This is a genomic window from Cryobacterium sp. N22, assembly GCF_002929555.1.
In the GTDB taxonomy this organism is placed as follows: Bacteria; Actinomycetota; Actinomycetes; order Actinomycetales; family Microbacteriaceae; genus Cryobacterium.
Map to the genome: position 1 here is coordinate 1 of NZ_PJJP01000035.1, position 21237 is coordinate 21237.

The following is a 21237-nucleotide window of genomic DNA, read 5'->3' on the forward strand; positions in this document are numbered from 1 at the left end:
GCCGGTCCACGCGCGCCCAGCGACGCGCGGATGCCGACGCGGCGGCGCGCGCCGGCGCTCCGACCCGGGTCGCGCCATCCGTTGCACCCGCGCCCGCGCCCGCACCCGCCCGCTCGGCAGCCGTCCCGGAGGCCGAGCTCGTCGACGTGAACACGGCGAACCAGCGCACGCTGGCGAAGCTCACCGGCATGGACCGCGGACTGGCCAAGGCGGCGATCGCCGAACGCACGAAGCGCGGCGGATTCGCCTCCCTCGAGGCCTTCGCCGCCACGGCCGGGCTGCAGCCGCACGAGCTCGTGCGCCTGGGCAACGAGGCCTTCTGCTCACCCCGCCCCCGAGCCAATCGAAGCTTCGGCCGCCGCGTCGACTACTGACCCGCGCGAGCCCGTCTGCGAATCGCGCATCCCGCTGGTCGAGCCTGTCGAGACCCCGCAAGACGACCTACAGAACGCACCCACCCCGCTGGTCGGGCCCGTCGAGACCCGGTGCGACGAGCTCTGAAGCGCGCTGACACCCACGCACGTCGCGAGGTCTCGACAAGCTCGACCAACGAGCGGGGCCGGCCCAACAAGTCGCTGTGCGTCATTCGGGTTCCCTCAGCCCCGGCGCAATTACTAGGGTCGACAAGCATCCAGTGCCTGCCGGACCGAAAGTACCCCGATGACTCCCTCACGTTTCGACGAGATCACTCGCGACGAGCTCAGCCGTGCCAGCAGCCGCAAGTGGAGCCTGCACCCGGGCACCATCGGTGCCTGGGTGGCCGAGATGGACTTCGGCACGGCGCCCGCGGTGTCTGCCGCTCTGCACCGCGCCGTCGACGCCGGCGAGCTGGGCTATCTCGCCCCCACCACGACGCGGCTGATGGCCGAGGCGACCGCCGACTGGCTCCGACAGGATTCCGGCTGGGTCGTGCCCCCGGAGAACATCCACCCGGTGTCCGACGTCATGTCCGCCTTCGACGTCACCGTGCGCCGGTTCTCCCCGGACGGTAGTGGCGTCATCGTGCCGACCCCGTCGTACATGCCGTTCCTCAGCTTCACGCCCACGCTGGGCCGGAAGATCTTCGAGGTTCCCGGCCACACCGTCGCCGGACGGTGGACTCACGACCTGGCCGGCATCGACGCGGCGTTCCACGCCGGCGCCCGCACCCTGGTGCTCTGCAACCCGCACAATCCCACCGGCGTGGCCCTGACCCTGGCCGAGCTCGAAGCTATCGCCGAGGTCGTCGAGCGGCACAACGGCCGGGTCTTCGCCGACGAGATCCACGCACCGCTCCGTTACGGCGGCACCCCGCACATCCCGTACGCGTCGATCTCCCGCGAGACGGCCCGGCACACCATCACGGCCACCTCGGCCTCCAAGGCCTGGAACCTGCCCGGCCTCAAGACCGCGCAGTTCATCACCTCCAACCCGGCCGACGAAGAGGTGTACCAGGTCTACGGCTTCAGCGTCGTGCACGGTGCGTCGACGCCGGGAGTCATCGCCGCCACCGCCGCATACGCCGACGGCCGTGACTGGCTGGCCGAGGTGATCGACTACCTCGACGGCAACCGCACCGCCCTGCGGGACCTGCTCGCCGAGCATCTGCCCGAGGTGCGGTACTCGATGCCGGACGCCACCTACATCGCCTGGCTCGACTGTTCGGCGCTGGGCATCGAGGGGTCCATCGCCGACTTCTTCCGTACCGAGGCCGGAGTGACGCTCACCGACGGGGCCCTGTGCGGCACCGGGTACGCCAACCACGCCCGCCTGATCTTCGCCATGCCCCGCCCCATCCTCGAACAGGCCGTGCGGCAGATGAAAGCTGCCGTGCACCGACTGAAAGTGACACTGTGACCCTCGACGCCACCTCAGACTGTCTGTCCCAGCCCGAGTACGACTGGGAAGGCTACGCCTTCGACACCCGCCAGGTGCATGCCGGCGAGTACGACGACCTCACCAGCGGCGCCCGCATCTCGCCGATCAACATGACCGCCGGGTTCCGGTTCGACTCCTTCGAGGATGCCAGGGCCCGCTTCGCCGGTGAGGCCGACGGTCTCATCTACTCCCGGCAGCGCAACCCGTCCGGCGGTGTCGCGGAGCGGCGGATCGCCTCCCTCGAGGGCGGCACCGAGGCCATCGTCGTGGCCTCCGGCCAGGCCGCGATCACCGCCGCGCTGCTGTCGATCGCGCAGTCCGGCGATCACATAGTCTCCACCGCGAGCATCTACAGCGGCACCCGCATCCTCTTCGGGCGCAGCTTCGCCCGGTTCGGGGTCACGGTCGACTACGTCTGGGACGAATTCGACGACGACGAGTGGGACCGCGTCATCCGGCCGAACACCAAGGCCATCTTCAGCGAGACCATCCCCAACCCCAAGAACGACATCGTCGACATCGGCCGGGTCGCCGCGGTCGCGAAGCGGCACGGCATCCCGTTCGTGGTCGACAATACGATCGCGTCGCCGTTCCTGATCCGGCCGTTCGAACACGGCGCCGACATCGTCGTGCACTCGTCGACCAAGTTCCTCAGCGGACACGGCGCGGCGATCTCCGGCACCATCGTCGACGGCGGCACCTTCGACTGGGCCGCCTCCGACCGGTCGTACCCACTGATCACGCAGTCCGCGGCGGGCCTGCCGTCCATCGCCGAGAAGTTCGGTCGCACGGCCTACGCGCGGGCGACCCGCGAAGCCGTCGTCAACGACATCGGCCCGGCGCTGAGCCCGTTCAACTCCTTCCTGCTGCACCAGGGCATCGAGACGCTGTCGCTGCGGATGGAACGGCACCTGTCGAATTCGCTGGCCATCGCGGCCTGGCTGGCCGGGCATCCGGGCGTCGAAAGCGTCGACTACGCCGGCCTGCCGGGCAATCCGGCCTACGACCTCGCCCAACGGCTCTACGGCGGCCGGAGCGGTTCGGTGTTCTCCTTCACCGTGCACGGCGGCGAAGCCGGGGCGGGGCGGTTCCTCGATCGGCTGCGGGTGATCAGCCACATGACCAACATCGGCGACACCCGGTCGATGGCGTTGCACCCCGCCACGTCGACGCACGCCTCGTTCAGTCAGGAGTTGCGTGACCGCCTGGGCATCGCCCCCGGCCTGATCCGCCTCTCGGTGGGGATCGAAGCCGTGGCGGACCTCATCGCCGACCTGGACCGCGCGCTCAGTTGACCAGCGGCAGTCGCACCGTGACCGTGGTGCCCTCGCCGAGCACGCTGGCGAGTTGCACGGTGCCCTGGTGCGCGCTCACGAAGGCCCGCACAATCGCCAGGCCCAGGCCCATGCCGGGGATGGCCAGTTCGGTGGAGTTACGGGCCCTGAAGAACCTGTCGAAGACCTGACGCTGGTCTTCGGCGCTGAGCCCGATGCCGTCGTCGGAGACCCGCAGCACCGCATCCGTGCCGTCGTGCTCGACGCTCAGCGCGACCGTGCCCTGCGGCCTGGAGAACTTGATGGCGTTGGTGAGCAGGTTGTCGATCACCTGCTCGATGGCAGCCGGGTCGACCCGGGCGAGCACGACGGCGTCGACCCTGGCGCTGACGCTGACCCCGGCGGCCTGGGCGAGCGGCCGGGTGGTGTCCAGGCACGAGCGCAGGATCTGGCCGAGGTCGGCCTCGACCCGGTGGATCGGCGGCAACCCGTCGGTGGCGCTGAGCAGATGGGCGATCACCGACAGCAGCCGCTCCGCATTTCGTTCGATCACTCCGATTTCCATCGTGATGCCCAGGTCCTCGGCATCGATGAGGCCCAGATAGCCGATGATCGAGGTGAGCGGCGTGCGCAGTTCGTGCGACACCGTGGCCAGGAAGTCGTCACGCACGGCGATGGCTTCCACCAGCGGGGTGACGTCGGTGGCCACCACAACCGTGCCGAGCGGATACCCGGACTCGCGTTCCACCACCCCTGACGACGCGATGATGGCGCTCTGGTCGTCGTCACCGCCGACCCAGTACACCCGTCCCGCGACGAGGTCACCACGCATGGCCCTCGCGGCGATCTGATCGTCGAGGGCGACCAGGGTGGTCCGGTCCACGTCGAAGACGAGGGAGGCGTCCCGGCCGTAAGCGCCCGTGGCGGAGTCGGTGCGCACGGCCAAGGCGCGTGCGGCCGCGTTGCTGAGCACCACCTCGCCCTGCGGGTTGTACAGCTCGATGCCGGCGTCCACGGTCTCCATCACTGCCTCGAACATCGCCTGCCGGTCCGTGGCCTCGAGCAGGGCGGTGCGCAGCTCGCCGGAGACCGTCACCAGTTCGCGTTGCTGCGCGCGCAGGCCATTGGCGGCGATGCGGGCGGTGATCGCAATGAAGGCCGTGATGGTGGGCAGGAGCAGGGCGGTCCCCCACCCCACGACATCGGTGGGCCACCTGCCGGCCTGCACCAGCGGGAACGCGCTGACGAAGAGCGCGCCGACCAGGGCGAGGCCGAGCGCCCACCAGGCGAAACCGTAGGCCAGCCACAGCACGGGCAACACGATGAGCATGCCCACGGCGGCGAACGTGCCCCGCACCCCGTCACGGAGGAATGCGACCACCACCACGTCGAGCAGCGGAACGATGACCAGCCACTGGTGCCGGTGCCGTTGCCAGGGTGCGAACATGCCCACCAGGGTGGCGACGATGAGCAGGCCCAAACCCACCTGGAAGCCGGTCTCGAACAGTGCCTCCGGCGCCCCGGCGAGCACGAAGCCCAGCAGAACAGCAACACCGGCCAGGAACGGTATTTGGGAGTACGGGAACTCCCTGATGGTCCGCGGCCGGACCGCCGGCACGAGTCCCTCGGGTAGCTGCGTCACTCGACGATCCTCACGTTCAGCGAGGCGTCCTAGGCTCAGTTGCCAGCCCTCCCCTGAATTCAAGCAGGTCGGACGGCTGAATTTTCCCCATTCGGGGAACTATTCCGGTGCGCGGTTCAGGCGTGCCCGATCGGGGCCACGGCCACGGTCAGCGAGTCGCCGTCCTCGGCGAGATCCACCAGAACGGTCTCGCCGTCGCGGATGCTGCCGTTCAGCAGCGCCGTGGCCAGCCTGTCGTCGATCTCGTTCTGCATCAGCCGCCGCAACGGCCGGGCCCCATAGATCGGGTCGTAGCCGCGCTCGGCCAGCCAGGCGCGGGCATCCGGGGTCACCGCCAATTCGAGCCGGCGTTCACCCAGACGGCGCTGCAGCCTGTCGACGTACAGTTCCACGATCTGGGCGAGGTCGTCGGTGGAGAGGGCGGAGAACACCACGATGTCGTCGAGCCGGTTGACGAATTCGGGCTTGAACGCCTGCCGCACCATCTGCTGCACGGCCTGCTCCTTCTCCTCCCAGCTGAGGGTGGGGTCGACCAGGTACTGCGAGCCGAGGTTTGAGGTGAGCACCAGGATGGTGTTGCGGAAATCGACGGTGCGGCCCTGGCCATCCGTGAGCCGGCCGTCGTCGAGCACCTGCAGGAGCACGTCGAAGACCTCGGGATGGGCCTTCTCCACCTCGTCGAAGAGGATCACCGAATAGGGACGGCGGCGCACCGCCTCGGTGAGCTGGCCGCCCTGTTCGTAGCCGATGTAGCCGGGAGGGGCGCCGACCAGGCGGGAGACGGAGAACTTCTCGCCGTACTCGCTCATGTCGATGCGCACCATGGCCTTCTCGTCGTCGAAGAGGAACTCCGCCAGCGCTTTGGCCAGCTCGGTCTTTCCCACGCCGGTGGGGCCGAGGAACAGGAACGAGCCCGTGGGCCGGTCGGGGTCCGAGATGCCGGCGCGCGACCGGCGCACCGCATCGGCCACGGCCCGCACGGCCCGCTTCTGGCCGATCAGCCGGTGGCCGAGTTCACCCTCGAGGTTGAGCAGTTTGTCGGTCTCGCCCTGCAGCAGCCGGCCCACCGGGATACCGGTCCAGGCGGCGACCACCGCGGCGATGTCCTCGGCGGTGACCTGGTCACCGACCATCCGGGCGCCCTCCTGCTCGGTCTGCTCGGCCTCGGCGAGCTCACGCTTGATCACCGGGATGTCGCCGTACAGCAGCTTCGAGGCCTTCTCCAGGTCGCCACGCCGTTCGGCCACCTCGGCCTGGTTCTTCGCACTGTCCAGACGCTTCCTCAGGTCGCCGACCCGGTTGAGCGAGGCACGTTCCTTGTCCCAGCGGGCCTGCAACTCGTCGAGTTTCACCTGGCGCTCGGCCAGGTCGCCGCGCAGCTTCTCCAGGCGCGCCTTGGAGGCGTCGTCCTTCTCCTTCTTCAGCGCGAGTTCCTCGAGCTTGAGCCTGTCGACGCTGCGGCGCAGCTCGTCGATCTCCACCGGTGAGGAATCGATCTCCATGCGCAACCGGCTGGCGGCCTCGTCGATCAGGTCGATGGCCTTGTCCGGCAGCTGCCGGGCGGTGATGTACCGGTTCGAGAGGGATGCCGCGGCGACGAGCGCCGCATCGGCGATCGACACCTTGTGGTGTGCCTCGTAACGTTCCTTGAGCCCGCGCAGAATGGCGATGGTGTCCTCGACGGTGGGTTCGTCCACCAGCACCGGCTGGAAGCGGCGCTCGAGCGCGGCATCCTTCTCGATGAACTCGCGGTATTCGTTGAGGGTCGTGGCGCCGATCAGGCGCAGCTCACCGCGGGCGAGCATGGGCTTGAGCATGTTGGACGCCGCCACGGAGCCTTCGCCGCCGCCGGCACCCATCAGGGTGTGCAGCTCGTCGACGAAGGTGATGATCTGCCCGTCGGCGTCGTTGATCTCCTGGAGCACGGCCTTGAGCCGTTCCTCGAACTCACCGCGGTACTTGGCGCCGGCCACCAGCGCGGCCAGGTCGAGCGACACCAGCTGCTTGCCCTTGAGCGAGTCGGCCACGTCTCCGGCGACGATCCGCTGGGCCAGGCCCTCCACAACGGAGGTCTTGCCCACACCGGGTTCGCCGATCAACACGGGGTTGTTCTTGGTGCGCCGGGTGAGCACCTGGCTCACCCGGCGGATCTCGGCGTCTCGCCCGATCACGGGGTCGAGCTTGCCGCTCCGGGCGATCTCGGTAAGGTTCACGCCGTACTGTTCCAGCGCGGTCTTCTGCTTCTCGTCGGTGCCAGGGGCGCCCTGCATGTTGGCCATCGAAAACATCCTTCGCAATACTTGAGTGGACTCGGCTCAAGTTTAGACAAAGATATGCGGGGGCGCTACCGGCGCTGCTCTGAGCCCGCGTCTGCGGCGGCCATGCGCGTCGACCCTTCGTTGATCGAGCTTGTCGAGATCCCGTGAGACGACCTCGGAACGCAGGCGGGTCACCCGGTCTCGACAGGCTCGACCAGCGGAACGCGGCACGCGGTCAGCGGTCGATGCGGGCCATGTTTGCCTCGTCGTGGCGCGCGCCGGCTGCGGGGGTGAGGGTGTTCAGCCGGTCGAGCTGCCCGGCCGTCAGCGCGAGGCCGTCGGCGGCGGTGTTCTCCTCAACCCGGGAAACACGACGGGTGCCGGGGATGGGCGCGATGTCGTCACCCTGCGTGAGCAGCCAGGCCAGCGCGGTCTGTGCGGGCGTCGCGCCGATCTCGGCGCCGATGGAGCGCACCTCGTCGACGATCGCGAGGTTCCGCACGAAGTTCTCTCCGGTGAACCGCGGGTTGGTCTTGCGCCAGTCGTCGTCGGCGAAGTCGGCGACGCTGTGGATCTGGCCGGTGAGCAGCCCGTGGCCGAGCGGGGAGTACGGCACCAGGCCGATGCCGAGTTCGCGCAGCAGTGGCAGGATCTCGGCCTCGACATCGCGGGTCCACAGCGAATACTCCGTCTGCAGGGCGGCCAGCGGCTGCACCGCGTGGGCGCGGCGGATCGTTGACGGTGATGCTTCAGAGAGCCCGAAATGCAGCACCTTTCCCTCGGTGATGAGCTCGGCGACGGCGCCCGCGGTCTCTTCGATGGGCGTGTTCGGGTCGACGCGGTGCTGGTAGTACAGGTCGATGTGGTCGGTGCCGAGGCGCCGGAGCGATCCCTCGACGGCGGCCTTCACGTTCGCGGCAGAGCTGTCCACGGTTCCGGGGCCGCCACCGGAGTGGGAGACGAGGCCGAACTTCGTGGCGATGACGACCTCGTCCCGGCGGCCGATAAGGGACCGACCGACGATCTCTTCGCTCAGGAACGGCCCGTAGATCTCGGCGGTGTCGATGTGGGTCACGCCGAGGTCGATGGCGCGGTGGATGGTGCGGATCGACTCGGCGTCATCCAGACCACCTTCGGAGGTATAGGTACCGGCCATGGTCATGGCGCCGAGGCCGATGCGGGAGACGTTGAGGGCACCGAGCTGTGCGATCTTCATGGTGTCAGTTCACTTTCATATCAGGAGGATTAAGCCGGCCTGGTCGGACGGCTCATGCTTCGAGTCAAACCGCATCGGCCGGTCTTAGCGTGGCCCCGCCTAGAGGTTCCCCGGCAGGGACCCTCTCGGGGAGCCTCAGCGGCGTAGGTTCGATTCCATGGACACCCCCGACGACATCAGCGAGTTCTTGACCTCGCGACGAGCGAAGCTGAGCCCGCAGCAGGCGGGCTTGCCCGACTTCGGTGGCCGTCGGCGCGTCCCCGGCCTCCGTCGGGAGGAGGTGGCCCTGATCGCCGGAATGAGCTCGGAGTACTACAAGCGTCTCGAACGCGGCAACGCGACGGGCGTCTCGGAGGCGGTGCTGGACGGCATCAGCCGCGCCCTGCAGCTGGACGAGGCTGAGCACGCCCACCTCTACGCGCTGGTCCGAGCGGCCAACGCCGGCGCCCACCCGCAGCGGCGCCGACCGGCCCGCCTGTCCCAGCTGAGCCCGGCCATGCAGCAGACCATCGACGCCATGTCGACGGTGCCGGTGTTCGTGCAGAACGGCCGGCTGGACGCCGTCGCGACCAACCGGCTCGGGCGCGCCCTGTTCTCCGAAATGCTCGACGACGCCCGGCCTCCGGTGAATGCGGCCCGGTTCGTCTTCCTCGACCAGCGTGCTCAGACGTTCTACCGGGATTGGGAGGGCATGGCACGCCAGATCGTCGCGGTCCTCCGGGCCGAAGCGGGCCGCTCCCCCCACGACCGTCAGCTCAGCGACCTGGTCGGCGAGCTCTCCACGCGCAGCGACTTGTTCGGCAAGCTCTGGGGTGCGCACGACGTGCGTGAGCACCGCACCGGCATCAAGAGCGTTCACCATCCCGTGGTTGGTGACCTTGACCTCACTTTCCAGGGCATGGACCTCTCCTCTGACCGGGGCTTGCAGATGCTGGTGTTTTCGGCCGAACCCGGCTCTCCCTCGCACGACGGGCTGCAGCTGCTGGCGAACTGGGCCGAGCATGCGGTGTTACAGGCCGATACGGCCAAGCCTGGCCTCGACCTCGGGTGAGGCCTCGGTGGCGCCTGAACGGCGAGCTGCTCTAGCGGCCGGTCGCGGCCGGAATGCCGGCGTGGAGAGCGAGGAAGTCCCGCACGTCGCCGGCCTCGGCGGCGTCGATGCCGTGGGCGAGGCCCGGGTAGACCCGCTCGACCAGGCTGGTGTGCTGCGGCAGGTACATGCTGGTGCGGCTGATCGCGGCCTCGCCGATGACCCGGTCCTCGGCGCCGCGCCCCCAGAAGACGGCCGGGCGGCTCTCGGCGAGGGTCGCATCGCCGGGCTGCGACGCGCCCAGGACGAAGCCACCGAGCACGACAGGGGCGAGCACCCGCTCGGGCCGGGTACGCAGCAGCTGGCTGGCCATCAGGCCGCCCTGCGAGAAGCCGATCGGGATCACCCGGGTGGTGGCGGCCAGGTTCGTGTCGACCCAGTCCCAGATTGTCTCGGTCGCCTCGGCGACCGGCCGGGCGTCGGGGTTTCCGGGTGTGGTGATCGAGAACCAGGCCGCGCCGCCGGTGCCGAGCTCGAGCGGGGCACGCAGTGACGCCCACGGCAGGGCGAGCCCGAACGCCGGGATCAGGCCGGTCAGGTCGTGTTCGTTCGATCCGTAGCCGTGCAGCAGCAGGGCGACCGCGGGTGTGGTGGCCGTGTCGGCCGGCCAGTCGGCCGAGCGCACCTCCCGCAGCGGGGCGCTCATCGGGCGATCAGCTCGTCGGTGGAGAGGTCGGGCAGCGCAACGGTGACCTGGGTGCCCCACGGGTCGGTGACCGTCACGGAGCGGCCGTCGCCGGCGAACGGAATCGAGCGGGCGGTGAGGCGCGCGGTGAGGGACTGCAGGTCCGCGACGGCAGGCACGGTCACCGCCACATCGCCGAGGCCGAGGCTCGCCGCGCGGGGGCCTGAACCGCGGCTGTTCCAGGTGTTCATGGCGATGTGGTGGTGGTAGCCGCCGGCCGAGGCGAACAGCGCGCCCGGGTAGCTGCCCTGGGTCGCCTCGAAACCGAGCGCGTCGACGTAAAACGCCCGCGCCGTCTGGATGTCGCCGACCTGCAGGTGCACGTGGCCGACCGCGCCGGGCAGGGCGGGACCGGCATCCAGGATCACCTGGTCGAGGTGGCTCTGCAGGTAGGCGTTGGGGTCGAGGTACTCGGTGGCCATCCGGATCTGTTCGCCGTCGTGGATCCAGGTGCTGCGGTCCCGGTCGGTGTACAGCTCGACGCCGTTGCCCTCCGGGTCGGTGAAGTAGAACGCCTCGCTCACGAGGTGGTCGCTGGATCCGATGAAGATACTGCGCGGGTCCTGCGCGGCGCGGTAGACCGTCGCCGCGAGGCTGCCGGGGGTCTCGAAGAGGAACGCGGTGTGGAACAGCCCGGCCTGTCGCGGGTCGACGCCGGGCAGGTCGGGGGTGTGGATCAGCCGCACGAGCGGCGTCGTTCCGCGCCCGAGCACCCGGTGCACCTCGCGGGCGCGGCTGCGCTCCTCGAGGGGCTCCATGGCGAAGGCCCGCGAGTAGTAGTCCGACATGGTCTCGAGGTCGCCGACCCGCAGGGTCACCGCGCCCATCGCCGTGTCGGCGTTGAGGATCTGCTCGTTTGCTGTGTCGCTCATGGCTGGCTCCCGGTCTCGCTACGAATTGCTTGTAGCTACAACCATACAGCACATTCCTCGGCGAGTTGCCCCCGTGCGCAACTCGGTGATCAGACCTGGCTGGTCAGCTGGATGAGATTGCCACAGGTGTCATCCAGCATGGCCACGACCACGGGGCCCATCGGCGTGGCAGGCTGGGTTATTCTCACGCCCTTCGCCTCCAGCTCACGAACGGTGGCTACCACGTCATCGACGGCAAACGAGGTCGCCGGGATGCCGTCCTCGACCAGAGCCCGCTTGTACGCCTGCGCCGCCGGGTGCACGTCCGGCTCCAGCAGCAGTTCGACGCCGTCGGGCTCGCCCGGGCCGACCACGGTGAGCCAGCGGTGTTCGCCCACCGGCACATCCGTCTTCGGCAGGAAGCCGAGCTTGTCGGTGTAGAAGGCCAGGGCCTTCGCCTGGTCGTCGACGAAGACGCTGGTGACGTAGATGCGAATCGGCATGGGATTCTCCTCGTTCGATGAAGCGGAGGGTGCGGTGCGCCGATCCTAATGCTCGCGAAAGCGGCCGTGTGGTTGCCTCGGTTGGACGAGGTGACCACACGGCCGCTTTCGCGAGCTGAGCTAGCGGGGATAGCTGCGGATGCTCAGGTGACGGGCACGCCGACGCGGAAGTTCGCGCCGTGGTGCTCGTCGGGCAGGCGGTCGCCGCGGCCGTGCAGCTTCTGCCGCAGGGTGCCCTCGGTGTACTCGGTGGGGTAGACGCCACGCTTCTGCAGCTCGGGCACCACCCAGGTGACCACGTCTTCGAAGGTGCCCGGCGTGATGGCGTAGGCGAGGTTGAACCCGTCCACGTCGGTCTCCGCCGCCCATTCCTCGAGCTGGTCGGCGATTTCCACGCCGGAGCCCACGATGAACGGTCCGAGGCCACCGATGGCGCCGGCACGGGCGATGTCGCCGACGGTCCACTCGGAGCCGTCGTGGTTCGCGGCCTGGAAGTTGGCCACCGTGGACTGGATGGCGTTGCTCTTGACGTTGCCGATCGGCTCGTCGAGCGCGTACGCGGACAGGTCGACGCCCATCCACCCCGACATGAAGACCAGGGCGCCCTCTTCGCTGGCGTAGCTGAGGTAGTCGAGGTACTTGGCCTGGGCCTTCTCGCTGGTCTCGTCGGTGATGATCGTGAGCAGCGTGTAGATCTTGGCGGAGTACCGGTCGCGGCCGGCGGCCTCGAGGGCGTCGCGGATCTTCGTGACCGTGCCCGCGAGGCCGGCCTTCGTCGACGCGGCCACGAAGATCGCCTCGGCGTTTCCGGCGGCGAACGCGATGCCGCGGCTGGAGGCGCCGGCCTGGTAGATCACGGGCGAACGCTGCGGCGACGGCTCGGAGAGGTGGATGCCCGGCACCTGGAAGTGCTTGCCGGAGTGGCCGATGGAATGCACCTTGCTCGGGTCGGTGAAGACGCCGGTCTCGGTGTCGCGCACGACGGCGTCGTCCTCCCAGGAGCCCTCCCACAGCTTGTACAGCACCTCGAGGTACTCGTCGGCGTAGTCGTAGCGGTCGTCGTGCTCGAGCTGGTCTTCGTTGCCCATGTTGCGGGCGGCGGAGGGCAGGTAGCCGGTCACCACGTTCCAGCCGACCCGACCCTTGGTGAGGTGGTCGAGCGTGGACATGCGCCGGGCGAAGGGGTACGGGTGCTCGTACGCGGTGCCGGCGGTGACGCCGAAACCGAGGTGCTCGGTGACATATGCCATTGCGGGAATGACCAGGAGCGGGTCGGCGACGGGGATCTGCGCGCCGTTGCGGATGGCCGCCTCGTTGGTGCCGCCGTAGACGTCGTAGGTGCCGAGAACGTCGGCGAGGAAGATGCCGTCGAAGCGCCCCTTCTCGAGCAGCTTGGCGAGCTCCGTCCAGTACCCGAGGTCGGTGTAGCTCTGCGACCTGTCGTCGGGGTGGCGCCACAGGCCGGAGGACTGATGGGCGACGCAGTTCATGTCGAAGGCATTGAAGCGAATCTGTCTGGGCATTCACCCATGCTCACCTTTTCACCCGCCGGCCACATCCCCGGCCGAAACACGACGTCACACGCTGAAGGGACGCAGAATCTGCGACCTCCCGTCGTTCGGGCCGGATGGATGCAAGATCCTGCATCCCGCGCCGGCCCGACGGCGGTGTTCGGCCGACACCACCAGGGGTGCCTTTTCTCCCGGCCAGGTGCCATACTGGGCCCGAATCACCGCTCTTCTGCCGACCAGCAGACCTGCACGCCACGCACGACCACTCGGCACGACCACTCAACGATGAGGAGCACCGTGAGCACCCCGATTCTGTCCAATTTCATCAATGGCCGATTCGTTTCGCCGACCGGCACCGGGCTGCTCGACATCGTCGATCCGACGACCGGCACCATCGTGGCCAGGGCCCCGGTCTCCACCGCGGGCGACGTCGACCTGGCCATGCGCGCCGCCAAGGCAGCCTTCCCCGGCTGGAGCCGCAAGACCCCGGGCGAACGGCAGCGGGCCCTGTTGCTGCTCGCGGACGCCGTCGAGGCCAACAGTGATGCCATCGTCGAGGCCCAGCACCGCAACACGGGCCAGCCGCGCGCCACCATCGCCGCCGACGAGGTGGCCGCCGGAGCCGACCAGCTGCGGTTCTTCGCCGGCGCCGCCCGGCTGCTCGAGGGCAAGTCGGCCGGCGAGTACCTCGAGGGAATGACCTCCTGGGTACGCCGCGAACCCATCGGGGTGGTGGGCCAGGTCACCCCGTGGAACTTCCCGTTCCTCATGGCCATCTGGAAGATCGGCCCGGCCCTGGCCGTGGGCAACACCCTCGTGCTCAAGCCCAGCGACACCACCCCGGAGTCCACCCTCGAACTCGCCCGGATCAGCCAGGGCATCCTGCCCGACGGTGTGATGAACATCGTGCTCGGCGACGCCGGCACCGGCGCGTTGATCGTGGAGCACCCGGTGCCCGGACTCGTCTCGATCACCGGCAGCGTGCGCGCCGGCATGGCCGTGGCGTCCGGCGCCGCGCACACCCTCAAGCGCGCACACCTCGAACTCGGCGGCAAGGCGCCCGCGGTGGTGTTCGGTGACGTCGACGTGGCCAAGGTCGCGTCCGCCATCGCCGACTTCTCCTTCTATAACGCCGGCCAGGACTGCACCGCCATCACCCGGGTGCTCGTGCATGAGTCCATCCACGACGAATTCGTGGGCGCGTTCACGGCCGAGGCCGAGCTGCGCACCACCGGGTCCGCCGACGACGCCGACAACTACTTCGGGCCGCTCAACAACATCCGCCACTTCACCGAGGTGGTCGAGAAGGTGGCGGCCCTGCCGGCGCACGCGGTGATCAGCACCGGCGGCCACCAGGTGGGCGAGGCGGGCTTCTACTTCGAACCCACCGTGGTCACCCAGGTGCGCCAGACGGATGCGATCGTGCAGGACGAGACGTTCGGCCCGGTGATCACGGTGCAAAGCTTCGGCACCGAGGAGGAGGCCATCACCATGGCCAACGACGTGCGCTATGCACTGGCCTCGAGCGTCTGGACCCGGGACCACGCCCGCGCCCTGAGAGTCTCCCGCGACCTCGACTTCGGCGCCGTCTGGATCAACACGCACATCCTGCTCACCGCCGAGATGCCGCACGGCGGCTTCAAGTACTCCGGCTACGGCAAGGACCTCTCCATGTACGGCGTCGAGGACTACACCCGCATCAAGCACGTCATGAGCTCGCTCGAATAGACAGGAAACCGATGACCTTTCATCCTCTCGACCCCCTGACCGGCCCCGAGTTCACCCAGGCGGCGGCCGTGCTCGCCCGTGAGCACGGGGTAGGTGAGGGCTGGCGGTTCGCCTCGATCGAACTCGTCGAGCCGGCCAAGCCCGCCCTCGCCGAATTCGAGGCCACCGGTGTCGCCCCGGAACGCCGGGCCCGCCTGGTGGTGCTGCACCGTGCCCGGAACCACACCTGGGTGGCCGTGGTGTCCCTGGACAGCGACACCCTCCTCGAGTGGGGGCAGGTTGTGGGAGTGCAGGCCAACTTCACCGTCGACGAGTGGGAAGAGGCCGACGCGGCGCTGCGGGCGCATCCGGAGGTCGTGGCCGCGCTGGCCAAACGCGGCATCGATGACCTCGAGAACGTCTTCATCGACACCTGGACCTACGGCGACGCCGTGATCCCCGACGTCTACCGCGGGCTGCGCCTGGGCTGGGCCGACGTCTGGGTGCGGAGCGTGGCCGGCGCGAACCCCTACGCGGGACCGGTGAGCGGGCTGCACTTCGTGATCGACGTCAACACCATGAACCTGCTCGAGATCGAAGACACCTTCGCCGTTGACCCGCCGAACGTGATGGGCGAGTACGTGCCGCACCTGGTGCCCGAACGCATCCGCAACGCCGGCACCCGGCCGAAGTTGAAGCCGTTGGACATCGTGCAGCCGGAGGGGCCGAGCTTCAGCGTGGACGGCAACCTGGTGCAGTGGCAGAACTGGTCGCTGCGGGTGGGGTTCAACTACCGCGAGGGCATGACGCTGCACCGGGTGACCTACACGGATGCCGGCCGCGAGCGCCCGATCGCCAACCGCCTCTCGTTCTCCGAGATGGTGGTGCCGTACCGCGACCCGAGCGTCGACCACTTCCGCCGCACCGCGTTCGATATCGGCGAGTGGGGCCTGGGTTTCATGACCACCTCGCTGGAGCTCGGCTGCGACTGCCTGGGCGAGATCCGCTACATCGACGCCGTGCTGCACAACAGCGCCGGCGAGCCGTATTCGATCCCCAACGCGTTCTGCATCCACGAGGAAGACAACGCCGTGCTCTGGAAGCACGTCGACCACGACGGCGGCGCCGAAGTGCGCCGGATGCGCCGGCTGGTGGTGTCCTTCCACGTGACCGTGGCCAACTACGAGTACCTCGTCTACTGGCGGTTCTACCAGGACGGCAACATCGAGTGCGAGGTGCGCGCCACCGGCATCATGGTGGTCACCCACCTCGACCCCGGCCAGCCGCACCCCAACGGCACTCTCGTCGACGAGCGCACCTACGCGCCGTTCCACCAGCACTTCATCGTGGCCCGGATGGACCTCGACATCGACGGCCCGGCCAACACCGTGTACCGCAGCGAAACCCGCATCGAACCGATCGACGCGGCGAACCCGCTCGGGCTGGCGCTCACGCAACAGAACACCCCGATCGAGACCGAGGGCTTCGACGACTTCGACTGGAACACCCAGCGGGCCTGGAAGGTGGTGAACGAGCAGACCCTGAACGGGCTCGGCACCCCGGTGTCGTACAAGCTCGTGCCCGGCGGCGCCATCCCGTCGTTCTTCCACCCGGGCGCCCCGGCCCTCACCCGAGCCCAGGTGATCGGCCACACGGTGTGGGTCACCCCCAACGACGACGCCCAGCGCTGGCCCTGCGGCGAGTTCGTGAACCAGAGCGGCGTCGACCACGGCCTGCCCGAGTGGATCACGGCCGGCCGCGCCGTACGCGACACCGACGTGGTGCTCTGGTACACCTTCGGCATCCACCACATCACCCGGCCGGAGGAATGGCCGGTGATGCCCGCCGACACCGTCTCGTTCTGGCTGAAGCCAGTGGGCTTCTTCGACCGCAATCCATCGCTCGACGTGGCACCCAGCGAGGCGCACTGCGCCCCCGGCATGGAGCACGGCGGGATGGCCGACCACCAGCATGAGCACAGCAGCCCGGATGCCCCCGGCACCGAACCAAGGAGAACAGCGTGACGCGAGTACCGAACTATGTGGTGGCCTACGAGGCCACCGCCCAAGGCCGCGAGTCCCTCGAGCTGGGCATCGCGATGGCCAGGAGCACCGCGGCCGAACTGCGCATCTGCCTGGTGCTGCAGCGCGTCACCGCGGCCCCGGCGAAGATCCACGCCGCGAGCAGCGACTTCGAGGTTCTCCTGGCCGACCAGGCCACGAAGTGGCTGGAGCAGGCCGCCGGCTGGGTGCCCGCCGACGTCACCGCCACGACCCATCTACTCTGGGCCGAATCCACCTCGGAGGGCCTGATCCAGGCCGCCACAGACCTCGATTCCGACCGGATCGTGGTGGGCGCCGCCCGTGGCGGACTGTTCAACAGGTTCACCATCGGCAGCGTCGCCAACGCCTTGCTGCACGCCTCCCCCGTGCCCGTGGCCCTCGCCCCGCACGGCTACCACGCCCCCGCCCAGCTCACCCGGATCACCTGCGCGATCGGCACCCGGCCGGGCTGGGAAGCGCTGCTCGACTCGCTGGTGGCGTTCTCCAACGGATTGGGCGTCGACCTGCGCTTCGTGACGCTGGTGGAGGTCGACGCGGCCCGGGAGAAGCAGTCACCGGCCGCCGCCGGCAGCACCGCCCACCTCGATGCCGTGCTCGCCTACTACGAACGGCACTCGACCAGCCACGGCATCATCACGACCGAGGTCGGCACCGGCAAGAGCGTCGAAGACGCGGTCGAGGCCCTCGACTGGCGCGCCGACGAGCTCGCGTTCGTCGGGTCCAGCCGGCTGGCCGCGCCACGCACGATCTTCCTCGGCATCACCGCCCACCGCATGCTGCATGCCCTGCCGGTGCCGCTCGTCGTCGTTCCGACCTCGCCCCGCCCGTAGCAACCAGCCCCCGCAACTCATTCAACCCGTAGCTGTTTCAACCCGTAGCTGATTTCGACCCGTAGCTGATCCGACCAAAGGACAGGTTCATGGCACAGTCATCCGCCTCCGGCGCCACGCCGGCCACCACCTCCACCTCAACCAGCGCCGGCGGGCTTTCCGCCAAGGGCCTGAGCGCCGGCTCCGTGGGCCTCCTCGGCGCCACCGTGATCGGCATCTCCTGCATCGCCCCCGCGTACACTCTCACCGCCTCGCTCGGCCCCACCGTCGCGGCCGTGGGCACCCAGATGCCGGGAATCTTCATGGTCGGCTTCATCCCGATGCTGCTCGTGGCGCTCGGCTACCGCGAACTCAACAACGCCATGCCGGATGCCGGCACCTCGTTCACCTGGGCGACCCGCGCGTTCGGGCCGTGGCTGGGCTGGATGGGCGGCTGGGGACTGATCGTGGCCACGGTGGTGGTGCTGTCCAACCTCGCCGGGGTGGCCGTGGACTTCTTCTACCTGATGCTCGCCCAGCTGTTCGACAACCCCGGCCTGGCCGACCTGGCCGGCAACGTGTGGATCAACATCTTCACCTGTCTGGTCTTCATGGTCGGCGCCTGTTACGTGTCCTATCGGGGCATGGAGACCACCAAGATGGTGCAGTACGTGCTGGTCGCGTTCCAACTGCTCGTGCTGATCTGGTTCAGTGTCGCGGCACTCATCCATTTCTCCGACGGCACCGCGTTCGACGCGCTCGGCTTCAGCGCCAGCTGGTTCAACCCGTTCCTCACCCCGTCGTTCTCGGCGTTCGCCGCCGGGGTGTCGCTGTCGATCTTCATTTACTGGGGCTGGGACGTCACGCTCACCATGAACGAGGAGACCAAGGATCCGGAGCGCACACCGGGCCGGGCGGCCACCCTCACGGTGGGCATCATCTTCGTGCTGTACATCCTGGTCTCGGTCTCGGCGCTGATGTTCTCCGGCGTCGGCACCGGCGAACTGGGCCTGGGCAACGAAGAGATCCAGGGCAATGTCTTCGCGGCGCTGGCGGGTCCGGTGATGGGTCCGTTCGCGATCCTGATGTCGCTGGCCGTGCTGTCCAGTTCGGCGGCGTCGTTGCAGTCCACCTTCGTGGGGCCGGCCCGCACGATGCTCTCGATGGGCCACTACCGGGCCTTTCCCAAGCGGTTCGCCGCGATCAGCCCGCGGTTCAAGTCGCCGGGCTTCGCCACCGTGATCGCCGGCGTGGTGGCCTGGGGTTTCTACGCGGTGATGCGGGTGCTGAGCACCGACGTGCTCACCGACACCATCCTCACCCTGGGCATCATGATCTGCTTCTACTACGGCGTCACGGCGTTCGCCTGCGTCTGGTTCTTCCGCCGCGAGGTGTTCTCCAGCACCCGCTCGTTCCTGCTCAAGCTGCTGGCCCCACTGCTGGGCGGCATCATCCTGGCCGTGATCTTCGCCACCACCCTGATCGACAGCACCAACCCCGAGTACGGCAGCGGCTCCGAGATCGCGGGGGTCGGCCTGGTGTTCATCCTCGCGATGGTGCTCTTCCTCACCGGCATCGTGCTGATGATCATCATGCGCAGGGTCGACCCGGCCTTCTTCCAGGGCAAGACGCTCACCAAGGGCACCTCCCGCGACCAGTAGCAGCAGGTCGCTGAACGCACTCTCAGGCGCCCGACCCTCCCGGACAGCTTCTCGTTGTTTCCCTTTCACCTTGGATTCGTACACTCCCCAGTGATCGGCTTCACAAGGTCTGACTGTGGAAAGTGACGTGTGCGATGTCGTATTTTGTCGAACTGGTCGATCACCGCCTGGCCAGGCTGCTCACCCCCGCCCGGCGGGACTGGTTGCGGAGCCCCCGCACTCTGCTGCTCGGCTTCCTCGGGCTGCACCTGCTCTTCCTGTTCGCGCTGCTGCCCACCATCCTCACCGGCCGGGTACTGGGCGACCTGCCGCTCTATCGGACCTGGGCCGAGCAGGCCCTGGCCAACGGCGTGTGGCAGGGCATCGATGTTGAGTGGGTGTATCCCATCGGCGCGATCGTGCCGATCGTGCTGGCGGATGCGGCCGGCCCGCTGCTGTACCAACTGCTCTGGTTCGTGATGACCATGGCCCTGAACGCCGCGGCCGTCGGCATCCTCACCGACTGGGGTCGCGATCGGGCCGGCTACCGGGCGGCCTGGTTCTGGCTGTTGATCAGCCTGCTGCTCAGCCCCGTCGGGCTGCTGCGCCTCGAGGGGCTCAGCGCCCCGCTCGTGATCATGGGCCTGGTGCTTGTGGCCCGCCGGCCCGTGGTGGCCGCGACACTACTCACCGCTGCGACCTGGATCAAGGTCTGGCCGGCCGCGGTGCTGCTCGCCGTCGTGGCGGCGGGCCGGCGCCGGGTGCGGGTGCTGGTCACCGGCGGAGTGATCACCGCCGGCATCATTACGGCCGTCTGGGCGGCCGGGGGCGTGCGCTTTCTCACCGGCTTCGTCACCATGCAGTCCGACCGGTCCCTGCAGCTCGAGGCACCGGTGACAACACCGTGGGTGTGGCTGGCCGCGATGGGCCAGCACGGCACGACGATCTACCAGAATCACGCCATCGCCACCCGCGAAGTGAGCGGGCCCGGCGCCGCCTTCGCGGCGGCCGCGATGACCCCGCTGATGTTCCTGGTGATCGCGGGCCTCTTCGTGCTGCTCCTGCTGGCGCTGCGGCGCAGCCGCGACACCACCCAGCTGGTGCTGATGGGCGCGTTGGCCCTGGTGACCACGTTCGTGGTGCTCAACAAAGTGGGTTCGCCGCAGTACCTGCTGTGGATCGCCCCGGTCGTGGCCGTCGGGGTGGCCCACGATTGGGTTGCCTGGCGGGTTCCGGCCTACCTCACGATCGTGATCGGCGGCTTGACCACCCTGGTCTTCCCGATTTTCTACCTGCCCCTGGTGCACGGGGATACCGGTGCGATCCTGCTGCTCACCGTGCGCAACGGCCTGCTCGTGGTGCTGCTCGGCTGGTCGGTGCTGGCCCTGTGGCGACTCGCTCTCGCGGGCTCGCCGGCATCCGTTCGGCTGCGGCAACGAGCCGGATCACGCGGCCTGGCCGCCCACTGACGACACCCTATTGCGGGGCGGCCCGGCCAGACCCGGCAGAATAGGGAGGTGACTGCTACAACGACCTTCGCCCTCGTCCGCCACGGCCAGACCGACTGGAACGCCGTCGGGCGCATCCAGGGGGCCACCGACGTGCCCTTGAATGACGTGGGCCGGGGCCAGGCCACGGAGGCCGTCGGGCCGCTCTCGCAGTATGAATGGGACTTCGTTGTGGCTTCGCCGCTGTCCCGTGCGGCCGAGACCGCCGACATCATCGCCGCCGACCTCGACCTCGAGGTGACCCGCCACCTGCCCGGCCTCGTCGAGCGCAACTACGGACCGGCCGAGGGGCTCTCCGCCGGACCCAAGCTCGACGAGCTGCGGGTCGAGGGCGACTCCGGCAACTTCCGGGGCGCCGAGGCGGAGCTCAGCGTGTCCAACCGCGGCCTGGGCGCGCTGCGCGAGCTCGCCGAGGACTACCCGGGCGCCCGGATCATCGTCGTCTGCCACGGCACCCTGATTCGGCTCAGCCTGATGGCCGCGCTCGAGCGGGAGATCCCGCCCATCACCAACGCGGCGATGTCGGTCGTGCAGTTCACCCCCGATGCCGGCTGGACCGCGTCGGTGATCAACAACGAGGCGCTCGAGGCCGACGCCCTGGTGTAGCCGGTGCCCTGCAGCCT

The 21237-nt window shown here is 68.8% G+C and carries 17 protein-coding genes; 10 read left to right on the plus strand and 7 right to left on the minus strand.

Annotated features, from left to right (window positions below; genetic code table 11):
• The 3 genes from CXY76_RS19540 to CXY76_RS10260 all read left to right on the plus strand — a co-directional run.
• Nucleotides 1-374: helix-hairpin-helix domain-containing protein (locus CXY76_RS19540; protein ID WP_146073426.1), on the plus strand; the 374-nt coding region annotated here is incomplete at its 5' end.
• Between the two features lie 286 nt (nucleotides 375-660).
• On the plus strand, nucleotides 661-1836 hold the full coding sequence (locus CXY76_RS10255) for a MalY/PatB family protein (RefSeq protein ID WP_104164142.1): 1176 nt from the start codon (nucleotides 661-663) through the stop codon (nucleotides 1834-1836).
• On the plus strand, nucleotides 1833-3152 hold the full coding sequence (locus CXY76_RS10260; protein WP_233199696.1) for an O-acetylhomoserine aminocarboxypropyltransferase/cysteine synthase family protein: 1320 nt from the start codon (nucleotides 1833-1835) through the stop codon (nucleotides 3150-3152). Before CXY76_RS10255 ends, CXY76_RS10260 begins: the two co-directional genes overlap by 4 nt.
• Here CXY76_RS10260 and CXY76_RS10265 read toward each other — a convergent pair.
• The 3 genes from CXY76_RS10265 to CXY76_RS10275 form a co-directional block, all read right to left on the minus strand.
• Complete coding sequence (locus CXY76_RS10265) at nucleotides 3145-4773, minus strand: ATP-binding protein (RefSeq protein WP_104164143.1); 1629 nt, start codon at nucleotides 4771-4773, stop codon at nucleotides 3145-3147. The genes CXY76_RS10260 and CXY76_RS10265 overlap by 8 nt on opposite strands.
• Nucleotides 4774-4889: 116 nt before the next feature.
• The gene (locus CXY76_RS10270; protein ID WP_104164144.1) at nucleotides 4890-7052 is read right to left on the minus strand and encodes an ATP-dependent Clp protease ATP-binding subunit; all 2163 of its coding nucleotides are present in this window, start codon (nucleotides 7050-7052) and stop codon (nucleotides 4890-4892) included.
• Between the two features lie 214 nt (nucleotides 7053-7266).
• On the minus strand, nucleotides 7267-8247 hold the full coding sequence (locus CXY76_RS10275) for an aldo/keto reductase (RefSeq protein WP_104164145.1): 981 nt from the start codon (nucleotides 8245-8247) through the stop codon (nucleotides 7267-7269).
• A 157-nt stretch (nucleotides 8248-8404) separates the two neighbouring features.
• Between CXY76_RS10275 and CXY76_RS10280 the strand changes: the two genes are divergently transcribed.
• Nucleotides 8405-9298, plus strand: coding sequence for a helix-turn-helix transcriptional regulator (locus tag CXY76_RS10280; RefSeq protein WP_104164146.1), 894 nt, complete (start codon nucleotides 8405-8407; stop codon nucleotides 9296-9298).
• Nucleotides 9299-9329: 31 nt separating this feature from the next.
• Here the strand turns inward: CXY76_RS10280 and CXY76_RS10285 are convergent, their stop codons facing one another.
• The 4 genes from CXY76_RS10285 to CXY76_RS10300 form a co-directional block, all read right to left on the minus strand.
• Nucleotides 9330-9983 (minus strand): alpha/beta hydrolase, encoded by a 654-nt coding sequence (locus CXY76_RS10285; RefSeq protein WP_104164147.1) that lies wholly within the window; start codon nucleotides 9981-9983, stop codon nucleotides 9330-9332.
• The gene (locus tag CXY76_RS10290) at nucleotides 9980-10894 is read right to left on the minus strand and encodes a VOC family protein (protein ID WP_104164148.1); all 915 of its coding nucleotides are present in this window, start codon (nucleotides 10892-10894) and stop codon (nucleotides 9980-9982) included. The genes CXY76_RS10285 and CXY76_RS10290 overlap by 4 nt, the downstream gene beginning before the upstream one ends.
• Nucleotides 10895-10983: 89 nt before the next feature.
• Complete coding sequence (locus CXY76_RS10295; protein WP_104164149.1) at nucleotides 10984-11376, minus strand: VOC family protein; 393 nt, start codon at nucleotides 11374-11376, stop codon at nucleotides 10984-10986.
• 143 nt (nucleotides 11377-11519) lie between these two features.
• Nucleotides 11520-12899, minus strand: coding sequence for an LLM class flavin-dependent oxidoreductase (locus CXY76_RS10300; RefSeq protein WP_104164150.1), 1380 nt, complete (start codon nucleotides 12897-12899; stop codon nucleotides 11520-11522).
• Nucleotides 12900-13172: 273 nt separating this feature from the next.
• Between CXY76_RS10300 and CXY76_RS10305 the strand changes: the two genes are divergently transcribed.
• The 6 genes from CXY76_RS10305 (at nucleotide 13173) to CXY76_RS10330 (ending at nucleotide 21220) form a co-directional block, all read left to right on the plus strand.
• Nucleotides 13173-14615 (plus strand): gamma-aminobutyraldehyde dehydrogenase, encoded by a 1443-nt coding sequence (locus tag CXY76_RS10305; protein WP_104164151.1) that lies wholly within the window; start codon nucleotides 13173-13175, stop codon nucleotides 14613-14615.
• Nucleotides 14616-14626: 11 nt separating this feature from the next.
• On the plus strand, nucleotides 14627-16618 hold the full coding sequence (locus CXY76_RS10310; RefSeq protein ID WP_104164152.1) for a primary-amine oxidase: 1992 nt from the start codon (nucleotides 14627-14629) through the stop codon (nucleotides 16616-16618).
• Nucleotides 16615-17487, plus strand: a complete 873-nt coding sequence (locus tag CXY76_RS10315) for a universal stress protein (protein ID WP_104164153.1) — start codon at nucleotides 16615-16617, stop codon at nucleotides 17485-17487. The genes CXY76_RS10310 and CXY76_RS10315 overlap by 4 nt, the downstream gene beginning before the upstream one ends.
• 89 nt (nucleotides 17488-17576) lie before the next feature.
• The gene (locus tag CXY76_RS10320) at nucleotides 17577-19127 is read left to right on the plus strand and encodes an APC family permease (RefSeq protein ID WP_104164154.1); all 1551 of its coding nucleotides are present in this window, start codon (nucleotides 17577-17579) and stop codon (nucleotides 19125-19127) included.
• Between the two features lie 134 nt (nucleotides 19128-19261).
• Nucleotides 19262-20575 carry a glycosyltransferase 87 family protein gene (locus CXY76_RS10325; RefSeq protein ID WP_104164155.1) on the plus strand — a complete coding sequence of 438 codons (1314 nt, stop codon included), beginning with the start codon at nucleotides 19262-19264 and terminating at the stop codon, nucleotides 20573-20575.
• Between the two features lie 48 nt (nucleotides 20576-20623).
• Nucleotides 20624-21220, plus strand: coding sequence for a histidine phosphatase family protein (locus tag CXY76_RS10330; protein ID WP_104164156.1), 597 nt, complete (start codon nucleotides 20624-20626; stop codon nucleotides 21218-21220).
• The last annotated feature ends 17 nt before the right edge of the window (nucleotides 21221-21237 follow it).

Coding starts and splice junctions, on each gene's coding strand:
- CXY76_RS10255 (WP_104164142.1), top strand. CDS start 661: ATGACTCCCTCACGTTTCGACGAGATCACTCGCGACGAGCTCAGCCGT.
- CXY76_RS10270 (WP_104164144.1), bottom strand. CDS start 7,052: ATGGCCAACATGCAGGGCGCCCCTGGCACCGACGAGAAGCAGAAGACC.
- CXY76_RS10275 (WP_104164145.1), bottom strand. CDS start 8,247: ATGAAGATCGCACAGCTCGGTGCCCTCAACGTCTCCCGCATCGGCCTC.
- CXY76_RS10280 (WP_104164146.1), top strand. CDS start 8,405: ATGGACACCCCCGACGACATCAGCGAGTTCTTGACCTCGCGACGAGCG.
- CXY76_RS10285 (WP_104164147.1), bottom strand. CDS start 9,983: ATGAGCGCCCCGCTGCGGGAGGTGCGCTCGGCCGACTGGCCGGCCGAC.
- CXY76_RS10290 (WP_104164148.1), bottom strand. CDS start 10,894: ATGAGCGACACAGCAAACGAGCAGATCCTCAACGCCGACACGGCGATG.
- CXY76_RS10295 (WP_104164149.1), bottom strand. CDS start 11,376: ATGCCGATTCGCATCTACGTCACCAGCGTCTTCGTCGACGACCAGGCG.
- CXY76_RS10300 (WP_104164150.1), bottom strand. CDS start 12,899: ATGCCCAGACAGATTCGCTTCAATGCCTTCGACATGAACTGCGTCGCC.
- CXY76_RS10305 (WP_104164151.1), top strand. CDS start 13,173: ATGAGGAGCACCGTGAGCACCCCGATTCTGTCCAATTTCATCAATGGC.
- CXY76_RS10310 (WP_104164152.1), top strand. CDS start 14,627: ATGACCTTTCATCCTCTCGACCCCCTGACCGGCCCCGAGTTCACCCAG.
- CXY76_RS10320 (WP_104164154.1), top strand. CDS start 17,577: ATGGCACAGTCATCCGCCTCCGGCGCCACGCCGGCCACCACCTCCACC.
- CXY76_RS10325 (WP_104164155.1), top strand. CDS start 19,262: ATGTCGTATTTTGTCGAACTGGTCGATCACCGCCTGGCCAGGCTGCTC.